Raw genomic sequence first — 14,312 nt, 5'->3', positions numbered from 1 at the left:
CAAACAGCAGGAGATGCTCAATGTTATCCCGATTTGCAACGCTCAGCCGGATCCCGAAGGGCGTCTGGGTTGTGGGTGGGGTCAGTATGCTGATGGATATCTCCTCGGAGATCATTCACAGCCTGCTGCCGCTGTTTATGGTCACGACGCTGGGAGCCAGCGTGCTTTTCATCGGGCTGGTTGAAGGTCTGGCTGAAGCCACCGCGCTGTTTATCAAGGTATTTTCCGGCGCAATCAGTGACTATCTGGGCAAACGTAAAGGGCTGGCGGTACTGGGCTACGGCCTTGGCGCATTGAGTAAACCGTTGTTCGCGCTCGCCTCGTCTTCAGGTATGATTCTGGGGGCACGCTTAATCGACCGGGTAGGGAAGGGGGTCCGAGGTGCGCCGCGTGATGCGTTGGTCGCTGACGTTACGCCACCGGAACTTCGCGGCGCGGCTTTTGGTTTGCGTCAGTCGATGGACACCCTCGGCGCATTTCTCGGGCCGCTGCTGGCCGTAGGCTTAATGCTGCTGTGGAACGATGATTTTCGTACTATTTTCTGGATTGCGGTGATCCCCGGCGTCTTCGCCGTTGCACTTCTTTTCTTCGGCCTGCATGAGCCGAAAAAACCTGTCGAACATAAACGAACGAATCCCATCAAAAAAGAGAACCTCAGACGCCTCGGGAAAGGCTGCTGGTGGGTCATTGGCCTGGGTACCATCTTCACGCTCGCCCGCTTCAGTGAAGCCTTCCTTGTGCTCCGCGCACAGCAGTCTGGGGTGCCGCTGGCGCTGATCCCGCTGGTGATGGTGACCATGAATCTGCTCTATTTCCTGTCTGCCTATCCGTTTGGCAAGCTATCCGACACGATGAGCCACGCCCGGCTACTGCAGTGGGGGCTGGTAGTGCTGATTGGAGCGGATATAGTGCTGGCGCTGAGTTCCCACTGGGCAGGCATTCTTTTAGGCGTTGCGCTTTGGGGAATGCATATGGGGATGACGCAGGGGCTGCTGGCGGCAATGATTGCTAAAACGGCACCTGCGGATCTGCGCGGTACGGCCTACGGCATTTTTAGTCTGCTCAGCGGCGTGGGATTGTTAGTCGCCAGCCTGGGAGCCGGGGCAATATGGGAAACGTTAGGCGCGGAATATACGTTTTATGCCGGAGCGGTGATTTGTCTGGCCACGCTGGTCTATCTGTGCAAAACGCCGGATGAAGTGAAATAAAAAAACCAGCCGTAAGAGGCTGGTTTTCAATAGTTCTGCCCAGGGGGATAAGCCTATTTTTTTCTCAAACTTCTGAGCGTAGGCGAACAGCCTGAAAGATAATGCGACCTTCTACCGGACAGGGTTAACCCTATTTCAGTATCTCCAGTGGCCCGGCACCCAACGGAAGGTATCTCCATCAATGGCGACATGGCACACGGACGGGAAGGAGAGGTGTGTTGCCACAAGAGATTCCCGGTTGGCGGCGAGTTCCCGTAAGAGTTGAATCCGTACGCGAGCAGCTTCTTCGGGATAATGGTCGAAGCCATTGAACCAGTCAGGATGCTGGAAGCCGACCGGAAATACCGCATCGCCAGCGAATGTTAAGCGTTCACCACGTGATGCCAGACGGACTACGCTATGACCTGGCGTATGACCGCCAATACGCGTAATGAGAACGCCAGGAGCCAACTCACTCTGGTTCTCGAAAGTTTGCAACTGGCCCTTGTATTCCTGTAAGAACCGTGTCGCCGTTTTCCTGAGTGCTTCCGGGAAGCCCGTGGGCATGGATACCTGGGAAAAATCGGGCGACTCCCAGAAGTTAACTTCAGCCTCTGCCACATGAATACGAAGATCAGGACGCAAACGTTCTTTTACACCTTTGATAAGCAACCCCCCTATATGGTCCATATGCAGATGGGTGATCGCCACGTCAGTGATGGATGCGAGATTAATACCGGCAGATTCCAGCCGCTGAACTGTCCGTCCGGCTCGTGGCAGGTCAGGGAAGGCGACACCCATACCTGCATCGATGAGGATCGTTCTGTCACCGCTTTTTACCACCACGACATTAAGAGCCCAGTCGAGTTCGTCGTAGGGTAAAAACATCTCTTTAAACCAGGCTGATCTCACGGAAGGATCGGCATTATGGCCCAGCATTGGGCCCGGTAAAGACAGAACACCATCACTGACAACAAGCACTTCAATGTCGCCGATCTTTAGCGGGTAACGCGATGGGACTAATTCTGGTTCAGAATGAGAAACGGACACGCGATCCTCTGCAGGCATCGGATCTGCCGCAGTTTTAGATAATTCCATAATACCTCCTGACAACAGATATAGACTCCCGGCTATCGTGGTGATAACGCGGACGGATTTATGGCAAGTAGGTTAGCGTTTTAAACTTCACCTATACTCTGGAGACTATTTACACTGGCGTTGCGGGCATTATCATGAATAATCATGAGGTTATACTTAAAGATACCGTCAAGGAGATGACCCGAGTATTAAAAAATCAGCCAGAATTAAGCATGACTAGCAGCAATCCCTTGTCTGTAAACTGTTATCGATGGCCACATGGGCCGCTGCACGAAACTATTGCCCCAATGGATCAACACGTTATCATCGCGCACTTCGGCAATATGCAAACCGTTGAGCGAAGAACAGGACATCAGGTGGTAAGAGATACCATCAGAGAAGGCACCATTACGACTATTCCGCGTGGCAGTTCGTCACGCTGGGATATGCCTGGCACCGTTGATGTGATTCATTTTTACATTCCTGATCAAACGTTCAACGATCTGTTATTACAAATAGATGCCCCCCTAACGGAACTCCTGTTCCGCACCGCTTATTTTGATGATACAACCGCAAAAATAATTTCAGCTCTTCATGATACCCTTTCAGATAACAATAAAATCACTCATCTCCTTTGCGAACATTTAATGCTGGCGCTGGTACTTCAGCTGATACAGAATCATTCCCCTGTTAAGACACATGTCCAACAGGCCAACTATTTTCTGTCCCCACGCGTCCTTAAAAATTCGCTGGAAATCCTGGATAGCAGCCCGATAGGGGAGGTGACTATTCAGGCTCTGGCAGCGGAGCAGGGTATGTCATCTGCACATTTTTGCCGGGCGTTTAAAAACAGTACCGGTCTTACGCCTTATGGCTGGCTCAAACAGCGTGTAATGGAACGTGCTTTTTTACAATTACAATCCACCAATAAGCAGGTTTCTGAAATTGCACTGGAAAGCGGCTACAACTCGCAAAATGCATTTACCAGTGCATTCAGAAAAATGACGGGGTTAACTCCCAGTCAGTGGCGTAAAAAGAGCCATGATGCAAAATGAAGTCCAGGAAAATAACCTCAATGCAGTGCATCGAGGACGTTGTAATTTACGGCACAATAATATAATCGGGATTGGCGACAGAGAACATTTTCTCCCGATCGGGCTCAGGGGGATAAATCCACAGGGTATTAATTTCCTGCTTAATTTTTTTAGCCTCCTCGCCCTGATACATCACCTGATGATCCCAGCCTTCAGTATAAACGGCTCCCCATTTGCCAAGATCGAGGCAGGTAACGTATTTAGGCTGGCTGTAGGGATGCAATGGCAACTCCAGCAGTTCAGCCGCCGCGTTGTGTCCAGCCACGCGCCCCAGGCTCATGGCATGTTGACAGGACATTACATTGTAATTGCCATCATTATCAGTAGGCACCTTCACCGTGTCTCCGGTAACAAAGATACCGTGGGCTTCTGGGGCGCGTAAAAAAGAATCGCCGATCACGCGTCCCAGCGAATCGTGTTCACCAGGAATAAACCGGGTTAATGGACTGGCACGCATTCCGGCGGTCCAGATGACCGTTTTACTGGGAATAAACTCACCGTTCGATAGCGTGACGCCATTCGCCTCGATGGATGACACTCTTACGCCTGTGCGTACTGCAATTCCGCTGCTGGCCAGTGCCTGATTGATAATCTCACAGGCATCCTCTCCCATTGCCTGCCCAATTTTGGGCGCATTATCAACGATGATGACCTGCGGCTGACTTTCCGCGCCAAACAGTGTATTCAAACGTTCCGGCATCTCTGTTACGGTTTCCAGACCCGTTAAGCCTCCTCCTGCAACCACGACGGTATTCCGCGCCTGCGAATCAGGTTCTGCTGCCAGCGACTGTAAATGCGCATCAAGTTCGCGGGCTTTTTCCAGCGAATTGACATCAAAACTATACTCTTTCAACCCTTTCAATTCTGGATGAAAGACCTGACTTCCCGCAGCCAGCACAAAACTGTCAAAATTAACTCGGGTCTCTTCATCTGGCTTTTGGACGGTAATCGTTTTATTTTGTGTATCAATATCAATAACCCGTCCACGAATATATTTCACATTCGCCGCCTTAAGCACGTCAAGAATCGACGGGTCCATCTTTTCAAGAACGGCCTCATAAAGCCTTGGACGTATGGTTAACTTTGGTTCAGGCGAGACAAGAAATATATCAACCTGATTGTCAGCATTGTTTAAGTGTATAAGTCTGGCCGCGGAGATGGCCGCCCACATACCTGCAAAACCTGCACCGGCAATAATAATACGTTTATTCATATAAATACCTTTAATAAACACTGGATAGTGATGGGCCCTTCATGGCAATAAATATAGAGATAATCAGAAAAAAGAACTTCATCAAAATTGATGTCTTTTAATCATATTTGATATTATTTTTGATCCCGGTTAAATCTGCCCCATCCCGCCATCCACACAGAGGTCAATTCCCGATATAAAACGGCTTTCATCTGAGGCAAGGAAAAGCGCAGCGGCAGCAACTTCTTCTGGTTTGCCAAACCGCCCGGCAGGTATATGGCTCGCAACGTTCGTATTAAACAATTCACGGTCTGCCTCGGAAATGCCCATTTTGCTGATGATTGGCGTGGCGATGGGGCCAGGGCTTATGCAGTTAACACGGATACTTCGGTTTTTAAGATCCGCTGTCCAGCTTCGTGCGAAAGAACGTAACGCAGCTTTTGTCGCTGCATAGATATTGTGTCCGTCAAGGCCCTTGTAGTGAGCAATAGATGAGGTCAATATAATCGACCCGCCTTGTGGCATCAGCGGTAGAGCCCTTTGTACGGTAAAAAAAGTTCCTTTCACATTAATATTAAACTGGTTATCAAAGTCGCTTTCGGTCGAGTCCTGAAAATCAGAAAGCAAGATAATCCCTGCATTGGCAAAGACAATATCCAGTTTACCGAAGCGTTTTTCGATGGTTGAAAAAACAGCCTCTTGATTATTTAAATCACTAATATCTGATTGTATTGCAATGGCATTCTTATCCCCCAGCTCACGCATGGCCTGGTTCAGCGTATTTTCATCTCTTCCGGTAATGATGACTTTGGCACCTTCATTAATAAATCTTTTTGCTGTTGCCAGCCCGATGCCGCTGCTGCCTCCGGTAATTAAGGCAACCTTATTTTCTAAACGTTTCATACTTCATCTCTTTCCGATAAAAATATTCATCATTCGTAGGAATGTATCCGTGCAGCGAGTGCGTTTCGACGTTCGTTGAGTAACTCAATCAGCGTATCCAGTGCTTGTAGCTTATTCCGGTGCTGTTCCAGGCACATAATAAAACGGTCATCGTCCATATCGCTGATCTGAGAGAACTTTTCCAGCTCAGCTATCTGCCTGGTACTGAATCCACATTTAATTAACGAGATTACCCACTTCACTTTTTCCGCTTCCTTCGGATCATAATCACGATATCCATTATCTAGTCGCCGTGAACGGATGAGCCCTTTCGATTCATAATGACGCAGAACTCTGTTGCTTACTCCGGTGAGTTTTGCCAGATCGGATGGTCGCATACTCTTCTCCTCGCTGTAGTGGTAATCTACAAGATTGACACTAGTGTCAATGTAAAGCGAACGGGGATGTTAAATATGTAATAAAATATTTCAGAGAACGAATGCATAGGGTGGTAGTAAAGCGCTGGCGGCCTCTAACCGATGTATATCGTTATCGGAAAGCCCTATATCTGGCGCGGAGCGGGAAAGCGCAGGGAGGATGACGTCCAAAGCGGTAGCGATTCATAAGGATAAAAAAAAACCAGCCCTAACAGGCTGGTTTTTAATGTGTTTTTGGTCGGCACGAGAGGATTTGAACCTCCGACCCCCGACACCCCATGACGGTGCGCTACCAGGCTGCGCTACGTGCCGACGCATAAAAGGAATACTACCCGTTTCCTTGCTGAATGCAAGGGGAAGCCGACGCTAACTGGTTTATAATTAATCAGTTAGCGATAAACCGCTTCTCATCCGTCAGAACCTGAAGGAGCAGGCTTAATTGCGGTTTCTGATCTTTCAGCTTCTCGCCCTGCAGATTATAGGTCTGATAGTTCCCGTTGCTGTTCAACACCAGCGTCAGCTCCGGCGTGGTCACCGCCAGCGTGTTACCCCCGGCAGCCGTCACCCAGTTATGACGACGCGTCGCACTAAACAGATCCTGTCCCTGCGAGTATTCGTTCGCCGGTGTGCTCACGTGCAGCAGACGTTGCATCAGCGTGGTCATAACATCTTTATGGTCGGTGAGCATATTAATGCGCTGCGCAGGCGTTCCCGGCCAGTGAATAACCAGCGGCACATGCAGATTTGGACGCGACCAGTCCATGTTCTTCGCCTCATCACCTAACGGTACGCCGTGACCCGCAGTGATAATCACCACGGTATTCTCCAGCTTACCGGATGCGCGCAAGGCAGTGAGCACGCGCGCAATCTGCGCATCGACATCACCCGCAGCGCGGGAGTAGCGGCGCGTAAAGCCTTTCTGATTACTGTCATCAAGCGTTGTGCCATTAAAGGCAACCCAGGAGAACCAGCGGTTATCTTCCTGGGCGTAGCGCTGCAGCCAGTTAATCCACTGGTTCGCGGTTTGCGCATCGGACTGGCTCTGCGCCGCAGGCAATGAGAAATCAGACAACAATGCCTGACGATACAACGAACTATTGAAGCCGTCTGACGCGAACAGACCTAACTGATATCCCTGCTGGTTCAGCCCGGTTATCAGCGCCGCAGGAATACGTGCAGACAGAACGCCGTCCATATAGCCCGACGAGATCCCATAAAACAGACCGAAAATACCCGCATCGGTAGCGTTACCGGAGCTCATATGCTGAGTAAAGGTGACATTATTCTCGCCAAATTCGGCCAGCGCAGGCATCTGTTTTTCGTAGCGCGAATAGTTAAGGCCATCAACGGTGATAAGCAGGACGTTCTGCCCGCGACCCATATCACGATAGCGCAACTCGCTGAGCGGATACTGTACGCTGACGGCTTCCGGATTCCCTTGCTCGACCAGACGACGCTGATATTCCTGAGCATCCAGCAGGCCGTGTTTCTCAAGGAAACGGCGTGCCGTCATAGGGTATGAGAGCGGCAGGTTGGCGCGCTGCATGGTAATTGGGCGATAGAAGTTCGCATCTGCCCAGATGTACATCAGGTGCGAACCAATAAATGAAATGAAAAAGAGCGCTGCGACAGGCTTCGCGTAATGGCGGCGTCGGGTCAGGCTGCGGAGCTTTTGCCAGCTCCACGTAGCAAACAGCATCTCAATCAACAGGATCACCGGGACGCTGATAAACATCAGTTGCCAGTCCCGCGCGGTCTCGTTTTGATCCGGGTTAATCACCAGTTCCCAGACGATAGGGTTAAGGTGCAGGTGGAATCGGGTAAAGACTTCGCTGTCGATAAGCAGCAGCGTCATACCGGCTGTCGCGAGGATCGCCGACAGGAACCGCATTAAACGCTGCGACATGACGATAAACGTCAAGGGGAACAGAATCAGCAGATAGGTGGCAAATACCAGAAAACTAAAGTGACCGACAACGCTCATCCAGGAGTAAATACGCCCGGTTAACGTGGTAGGCCAGTCCGCCACAAACAGATAACGGCAGCCAATCACCATCGCCAACAGAATGTTGAACAGGGCAAACCAGTGCCCCCAGCTGACCATCTGGGAGACTTTTTCGCGGTAGCGCTGACGATTTGTCACCATAAACTGTTATTCGTTTCCCTTAATGGGCCTGGTCGTCACTCACAGAGGACTGCAGAGCCTGGGCGAAAGATTTGGCAATCGCCTGACGCTGAGCCGGAGCAACGCTGGTATTGATAAGGTTGGTGACCATATTTCCCAGAACCATCAGGGAGAGATCGGTCGGCGTTTTATGTTTTTCCAGTACGTTGACCAGCTCACCGAGCAATTGTTCAACGTGTTCGTCACTGTAGCGGGAATGTTGTGGCATAAATCAAAATCAGTTTGTTGATGAAAGGGCAACATATTACCGTAGCAACAGCTTTTTTTCCCCTTTTTTATCTCTTGTTGCACACATGCGTTGGTGGTGGTTGAATACCGCCCGGTCTAAAAGGAGAGTTTATCATGAGTCTGGAAATCAACCAGATTGCCTTGCACCAGCTTATCAAGCGTGATGAGCAAACCCTTGAAGTGGTGCTGCGCGATTCGTTACTGGAACCAACGCCTACCGTTGTTGAGATGATGGCAGAGCTGCACCGCGTCTACAGCGCGAAAAATAAAGCCTATGGCCTGTTCAGTGAAGAGAGCGAGCTGGCAGCCAGCCTGCGCCTGCAGCGTCAGGGCGAAGAGGATTTCCTGGCATTCAGCCGTGCCGCCACCGGGCGTCTGCGCGACGAGCTGGCGAAATATCCGTTTGCCGATGGCGGTGTTGTCCTGTTCTGCCACTATCGCTACCTGGCGGTAGAGTATTTGCTGGTCACCGTGCTGAACAACTTAAGCAGCATGCGCGTAAACGAACAGCTGGATATCAGCTCCACGCACTATCTGGATATTAACCATGCGGATATCGTGGCGCGTATTGATTTGACCGAGTGGGAAACCAATCCGGAATCAACCCGCTACCTGACCTTCCTGAAAGGTCGCGTGGGGCGCAAAGTGGCCGATTTCTTTATGGACTTCCTCGGTGCCAGTGAAGGGCTGAACGCTAAAGCGCAGAACAAAGGTTTGCTGCAGGCGGTCGACGACTTCACGGCAGAAGCGCAGCTTGATAAATCTGAACGCCAGACCGTGCGTCAGCAGGTTTACAGCTACTGCAACGAGCAATTGCAGGCCGGTGAGGAAATTGAGCTGGAGTCGCTGTCAAAAGAGCTGGCGGGCGTCAGCGAAGTCAGCTTCCAGGAATTCACCGCAGAGAAAGGCTATGAGCTTGAAGAGAGCTTCCCGGCGGATCGCAGTACGCTGCGCCAGCTCACCAAATTCGCCGGTAGCGGCGGCGGGTTAACGATTAACTTTGATGCCATGCTGCTGGGGGAACGTATTTTCTGGGACCCGGCCACCGACACGCTGACCATTAAAGGCACGCCGCCAAACCTGCGCGATCAGCTGCAGCGTCGTACCTCTGGCGGGAAATAACTGCCATAAAAAAACCCCGCAGAAGCGGGGTTTTTCTCGACAGGTTTGCGATTACGCGCGAACGAAGTCGATGTGAGTCAGTTTTGGCTTGAACGCGTGACGCTGAACAGCCTGAACTTTCACTTTTTCTTCTTTACCGCCAACAACGATGGTCAGAACTTCGCTGTAGAATTCAGCTTTGTTCTGCATGTTCCACACTTTGTCGTGATCCAGTTCGATAGCAACTGGAGCAGCTTCGCCACCGTAAACGATAGCCGGGAACTTGTTAGCGTTACGCAGGCGGCGGCTCGCACCCTTACCCTGCACGTTACGTACTTCTGCTTCGATAGTGAACATTGATTTCTCTCTGTATTTAAAACCCTACTACAGGCGACCCAGCAGCAGGTGAGTGTTCTGCTTTGCGGATGCAAAAGCGGGCGGCATTATAGCCCCCAATCTCCCGCAGGGCAATCAAAACGTATGGTTAGACAGCCGGATGCGCGTTAAGCCACTGCCGGATACGCTGCTGGCTCTCATCATCCGCCGGATTGAAAACCATCATGGTTAAATCTGGTCGCCCCTCAATGATGAAGGTTGAAAACTCCAGCGCAATATCATCCAGTTGCGGATGACGAAGATGTTTTACCCCCTCCGCATGTCCGGCGACATCGTTGCGGCTCCACAACGCGGCAAATTCCGGGCTGGCGAGTGAAAGTTCTTCGATAAGCTGTTCTGTGTTGTGAAATTTCCCCGCACGGGCAACATCGGCACGAAACGCGTTAACGACTACACTTGCCACGCTTTCCCACTCTTTCTGGATAGATCGCGCCCGGCTGTCGCTAAACATCAGTCGCAGAATATTGCGTTTCTCGCGGGGCAGGGCACCGTAATCGGTGAGTACCACCGCGGCTGCACGGTTCCAGGCAATCACATCCCATGCAACATTCTTAATAATGGCAGGGCTATCCGGCATTGCGTCCAGTACGCGCTGCAGACGCGGCGTAATGGAATCTGGCCCACGAAAATGATTTTCGGGAGGATGTCCGAATGCAAGGATAAAGAGATGCTCCCGCTCAGGGGCGGTTAAGCGTAGTCCTGAGGCGATGCGATTAAGCACCTCCTTCGACGGTGCACCACCGCGACCCTGTTCAAGCCATGTGTACCAGGTCGGGCTGATATTGGCCAGTTGCGCGACCTCTTCACGACGTAAACCTGGCGTGCGGCGACGTCCGGTTAAAAAACCAAAAGAGGCAGGATCAAGGCGCAATCGGCAGGCCTTAAGAAATTCACCGGGCGCATTATGCTTTTCATCAGTCATGGTTAGCCTGTTAATTCGTATACCACGATAATCTCACTACTTTTATAGTATCAGGAGAGAGCGTTAACGTACCTGTGACATTTATCAGGAGGTACGTTATGCGTCTTTTTTTAACCGGAGCGACGGGATTTATCGGTTCACGTATTGCTGAAGAACTTAAGCGTAATGGGCACCAGGTGATTGGCCTTGCGCGATCGCAGGAAAGTGCAGAACGGTTACGTGAGGCAGGTATTGAGATCCACCTCGGTACGATTGATGAACCCGATACCCTTTTGCCTGCTGTGGAACGTGCAGATACGGTGATCCATACCGCGTTTGATCATGATTTCAGCCGCTTTGTGGCTAACTGTGAAAAAGATAGCCGGGTGATCGCCACGCTAAGCTCTGCGCTTGCGGGGTCTGACCGGCCATTGATCATTACCTCCGGGACCGGTATGGGCGATCCGGAAAACGGGCAGCCTGCGACGGAGTCGATTTTTAACCGCAACCATCCTAACCCGCGTATTGCCTCTGAACAGGCGGGAAACGCGGCTCTCGAAAAAGGCGTGGATGTTCGCGTGGTGCGCCTGCCACAGGTTCATGACACGCGTCGGCAGGGGCTGATCTCTTATTATATCCAGCTCTGTCGCGAAAAAGGCAGCGCAGCCTGGATTGAAGAGGGGATGAATAGCTGGTCAGCGGCTCATGTGAATGACGTGGCCCGGCTGTATTGCCTCGTGCTGGAAAAGGGGACGCGCGGGGAACGCTATCATGCCGTTGCTGAGGAAGCTATCGCGTCCAGAATGATTGCGCAGACCGTTGCGGCTGGCATGGGGCTACCGACGCTCTCCTTGTCAAAAGAAGAGGCCGGAGACTACTTTGGCTGGTTTGCCGCTTTCGCAAAGCTGGATCTTCGCGCCAGTGGAGCCTGGACACAAAAACGTCTGGGATGGCAGCCCGCCGGACCCGGCCTGATTGACGATCTGAGCGCCATGAATTACGGCGACATACCTCACTAGCGCAGTTCGTTCGCCCGGCGAAAACGGCCTTCGTAGTCAAAGACCTTTTCCCGTACCTGCCAGAACTGGCCTTTCTTACGCGCCACCACGAAATCAGGGTGGCGCAGTAATAGCTGTTGATGCACGATATCCGCAACGGTTATCCAGCGTAGCGGCACGCCTGGTGTGCGGGTATGTGGGCGGATAAAGAGCTGCTCGAAAGCCGTTCTCTGGGCAGGCGTTTGCACCCTGAACCGTTCGCTAACGTCTGCACCGTCCTCGTCGTAATAGGTAATTTTCAGCCACTCGCCTTTCTCATCCGCGCCGGGCTGCAGCGCCATGCCGGAACAGCGCAGCACCAGCGCATCTTTCAGCTTCAGCGCCGCTTTCAGCATGTCGTCCGGGTCGACCAGCACCGTGTCGCACGCCCGGCAACGGCGGGCGGCTATGTCGTTTTCGGCGTTACAGTGCGGGCAGTTTTTAAAACGGAAACGGAAATCACACTGTTCGCGATGCCCTTCATCGTCTTCAAACCAGCCCTGACAGCGGCGGCCAAAGTGTTCAATCAGCGTACCGTCGGCGGTGGTTTTGCCCCAGAAGGTGTTAGCAAACCCGCAGGCGGGACAAAACACCTGAACGGGGACGTTGTCACTTTTGCCTTTCGGCGTGCCAACTTCAGGAGAGTAGAGATCGTGCGGGTTACCCGCGTAATCCAGAATCAGGCAGTCCGTTTTCCCTGGAGCCAGCCGCAGGCCGCGCCCGACAATCTGCTGATAAAGGCTGACGGATTCGGTTGGGCGCAGAATAGCAATCAGGTCGACGTGAGGGGCGTCAAAGCCGGTGGTTAACACCGAGACATTCACCAGATAGCGAAACTGTTGCGCTTTAAAGGCGTCAATCAGCGCGTCGCGCTCCGGGCCGGGCGTTTCGCCGGTGATCAGCGCCGCGTCGTCAGCGGGTAATAAGCCGGTGATTTCTCGTGCGTGTTCAACGGTGGCAGCAAAAATCATCACGCCTTTGCGCGTCTGGGCAAACTCTTCGATCTGGCTGACGATGTGCGGCGTGATGCGCTGCTGTTTTTTCAGCTCCTGATTAAGGTCCGCTTCACTGAATAAGCCGTTGCTTTGCGCCTGCAGACGGCTGAAGTCGTACTGGACCACCGGCATATCCAGGCGCTCCGGGGGCGTCAGGTAGCCATGCTTAATCATGTAGCGCAGTGGAAGCTCATAAATACAGTCGCTGAATAGCGCCTTCTCGTCTCCGCGCACCATGCCGTGATAATGGAAGCGATAAATCCAGCCTTTACCCAGGCGAAAGGGCGTGGCCGTCAGGCCGAGCAGGCGTAAGTGAGGGTTCACCTCTTTCAGGTGGGTGAGGATTTGCTGATACTGGCTGTCGTCGTCATCGCTGATACGGTGGCACTCGTCGACAATCAGCAATGAGAACTCGCTGCGAAACTGTTCCAGATTGCGGGCAACCGACTGCACGCTGCCAAACACCACTTTGCCGTGGCTCTCTTTACGTTTTAGTCCGGCGGCAAAAATATCAGCCTCCAGCCCAAGCGCACAATATTTGGCGTGGTTTTGCGCCACCAGCTCTTTAACATGCGCCAGTACCAGCACGCGTCCACGTGCCAGGCGTGCCAGTTCGGCGATCACCAGGCTTTTGCCTGCACCGGTCGGGAGCACAATTGCCGCCGGTTCCCGGTGTTTACGGAACCAGGCGAGGGTCGCGTCGACGGCTTCCTGCTGATAGGGACGAAGTGTAAAAGTCATGGGTTCTCGGTTTAGTTATTTCGCATATAGTATGCCACGAAACTTTTTCCCTTGAGTGACGCAACCAGACCATTATACTGAACCGTTCCTGACTGCTTCTTTTTCGGGCGTTGCCCGCTTCCAGCACCATTAAGGCTAAAAAGATTTCATGCGACTTGATAAGTTTATCGCTCAGCAACTCGGCGTAAGCCGCGCTATTGCCGGGCGTGAAATTCGCGCCAGCCGCGTTACCGTGGATGGCGACATTGTGAAAGACACCGCGTTCAAACTCCAGCCTGAGCATCAGGTTGAGTATGACGGCAACCCGCTGACCCAGCAGCATGGCCCGCGTTACTTCATGCTTAACAAACCGGAAGGGTACGTCTGCTCAACGGACGACCCGGATCACCCGACAGTCCTCTATTTTCTCGACGAGCCGGTTGCACACAAACTGCACGCGGCAGGACGTCTGGATATCGATACCACCGGTCTGGTGCTGATGACCGATGATGGCCAATGGTCGCATCGCATTACGTCTCCGCGTCATCACTGCGAGAAAACCTATCTGGTCACGCTGGAATCGCCGGTATCGGATGATACGGCTGCGCAATTCGCTAAAGGCGTTCAGTTGCACAATGAAAAAGATCTGACCAAACCGGCGGTGCTTGAGGTTATCACGCCGACGGAAGTCCGTCTGACCATCAGCGAAGGGCGCTACCACCAGGTAAAACGTATGTTTGCCGCAGTGGGTAACCACGTTACAGGTCTGCATCGTGAACGTATTGGTGCGATTGAACTCGATCCCGACCTGGAGCCTGGCGAATATCGCCCGCTGACAGAAGAAGAGATCGCCAGCGTTGGTCTGACTTCACGCTAATTT

At 52.3% G+C, this 14,312-nt stretch carries 14 protein-coding genes and 1 tRNA gene; 5 read left to right on the top strand and 10 right to left on the bottom strand.

Going from position 1 to position 14,312, the window contains the following annotated elements; all coding sequences use genetic code 11:
• Window positions 1-20: 20 nt before the first annotated feature.
• Window positions 21-1,208: an MFS transporter gene (locus EoCCA6_RS04530; protein WP_152081665.1), complete on the top strand. Its 1,188-nt coding sequence runs from the start codon at window positions 21-23 to the stop codon at window positions 1,206-1,208.
• A gap of 135 nt (window positions 1,209-1,343) precedes the next feature.
• On the opposite strand, the gene EoCCA6_RS04525 is transcribed toward EoCCA6_RS04530, so the two are convergent.
• Window positions 1,344-2,285: an MBL fold metallo-hydrolase gene (locus tag EoCCA6_RS04525; RefSeq protein ID WP_152081664.1), complete on the bottom strand. Its 942-nt coding sequence runs from the start codon at window positions 2,283-2,285 to the stop codon at window positions 1,344-1,346.
• A 134-nt stretch (window positions 2,286-2,419) separates the two neighbouring features.
• Between EoCCA6_RS04525 and EoCCA6_RS04520 the strand changes: the two genes are divergently transcribed.
• Window positions 2,420-3,319 carry a helix-turn-helix domain-containing protein gene (locus EoCCA6_RS04520; RefSeq protein ID WP_152081663.1) on the top strand — a complete coding sequence of 300 codons (900 nt, stop codon included), beginning with the start codon at window positions 2,420-2,422 and terminating at the stop codon, window positions 3,317-3,319.
• 46 nt (window positions 3,320-3,365) lie between these two features.
• Here EoCCA6_RS04520 and EoCCA6_RS04515 read toward each other — a convergent pair whose 3' ends face one another.
• The 6 genes from EoCCA6_RS04515 to EoCCA6_RS04490 all read right to left on the bottom strand — a co-directional run bounded on the left by EoCCA6_RS04515 (window position 3,366) and on the right by EoCCA6_RS04490 (window position 8,262).
• A complete protein-coding gene (locus EoCCA6_RS04515) occupies window positions 3,366-4,571 on the bottom strand; it encodes an NAD(P)/FAD-dependent oxidoreductase (protein WP_152081662.1) in 1,206 nt (401 codons plus the stop codon).
• Between the two features lie 129 nt (window positions 4,572-4,700).
• Window positions 4,701-5,453, bottom strand: coding sequence for a glucose 1-dehydrogenase (locus EoCCA6_RS04510; protein ID WP_152081661.1), 753 nt, complete (start codon window positions 5,451-5,453; stop codon window positions 4,701-4,703).
• A gap of 29 nt (window positions 5,454-5,482) precedes the next feature.
• On the bottom strand, window positions 5,483-5,830 hold the full coding sequence (locus tag EoCCA6_RS04505) for a MerR family transcriptional regulator (protein WP_119915468.1): 348 nt from the start codon (window positions 5,828-5,830) through the stop codon (window positions 5,483-5,485).
• A 274-nt stretch (window positions 5,831-6,104) separates the two neighbouring features.
• Window positions 6,105-6,181 (bottom strand) — tRNA-Pro (locus EoCCA6_RS04500).
• A gap of 73 nt (window positions 6,182-6,254) precedes the next feature.
• Window positions 6,255-8,015: an LPS biosynthesis-modulating metalloenzyme YejM gene (gene yejM / locus EoCCA6_RS04495; RefSeq protein ID WP_152081660.1), complete on the bottom strand. Its 1,761-nt coding sequence runs from the start codon at window positions 8,013-8,015 to the stop codon at window positions 6,255-6,257.
• Window positions 8,016-8,034: 19 nt separating this feature from the next.
• Complete coding sequence (locus tag EoCCA6_RS04490; RefSeq protein ID WP_063450346.1) at window positions 8,035-8,262, bottom strand: YejL family protein; 228 nt, start codon at window positions 8,260-8,262, stop codon at window positions 8,035-8,037.
• A 134-nt stretch (window positions 8,263-8,396) separates the two neighbouring features.
• Here EoCCA6_RS04490 and yejK point away from each other — a divergent pair, with 134 nt between their 5' ends.
• Window positions 8,397-9,404, top strand: a complete 1,008-nt coding sequence (yejK, locus tag EoCCA6_RS04485; protein ID WP_152081659.1) for a nucleoid-associated protein YejK — start codon at window positions 8,397-8,399, stop codon at window positions 9,402-9,404.
• Between the two features lie 51 nt (window positions 9,405-9,455).
• Here yejK and rplY read toward each other — a convergent pair whose 3' ends face one another.
• Complete coding sequence (gene rplY, locus EoCCA6_RS04480) at window positions 9,456-9,740, bottom strand: 50S ribosomal protein L25 (RefSeq protein ID WP_148419877.1); 285 nt, start codon at window positions 9,738-9,740, stop codon at window positions 9,456-9,458.
• A 127-nt stretch (window positions 9,741-9,867) separates the two neighbouring features.
• On the bottom strand, window positions 9,868-10,701 hold the full coding sequence (locus tag EoCCA6_RS04475; RefSeq protein WP_152081658.1) for a helix-turn-helix transcriptional regulator: 834 nt from the start codon (window positions 10,699-10,701) through the stop codon (window positions 9,868-9,870).
• A 98-nt stretch (window positions 10,702-10,799) separates the two neighbouring features.
• On the opposite strand from EoCCA6_RS04475, the gene EoCCA6_RS04470 reads away from it, so the two are divergent.
• Window positions 10,800-11,699, top strand: a complete 900-nt coding sequence (locus EoCCA6_RS04470) for an SDR family oxidoreductase (protein WP_152081657.1) — start codon at window positions 10,800-10,802, stop codon at window positions 11,697-11,699.
• Here EoCCA6_RS04470 and radD read toward each other — a convergent pair.
• A complete protein-coding gene (gene radD / locus EoCCA6_RS04465; RefSeq protein WP_152081656.1) occupies window positions 11,696-13,453 on the bottom strand; it encodes a DNA repair helicase RadD in 1,758 nt (585 codons plus the stop codon). The genes EoCCA6_RS04470 and radD overlap by 4 nt on opposite strands.
• Window positions 13,454-13,601: 148 nt before the next feature.
• Between radD and rsuA the strand changes: the two genes are divergently transcribed.
• Entirely contained in the window at window positions 13,602-14,309 is a 708-nt protein-coding gene (gene rsuA, locus EoCCA6_RS04460; protein ID WP_152081655.1) for a 16S rRNA pseudouridine(516) synthase RsuA, read from the top strand.
• Window positions 14,310-14,312 lie beyond the last annotated feature (3 nt).

The organism is Enterobacter oligotrophicus, from assembly GCF_009176645.1.
In the GTDB taxonomy this organism is placed as follows: Bacteria; Pseudomonadota; Gammaproteobacteria; order Enterobacterales; family Enterobacteriaceae; genus Enterobacter; species Enterobacter oligotrophicus.
This window is presented reverse-complemented; position numbering and strand designations above follow the sequence as displayed.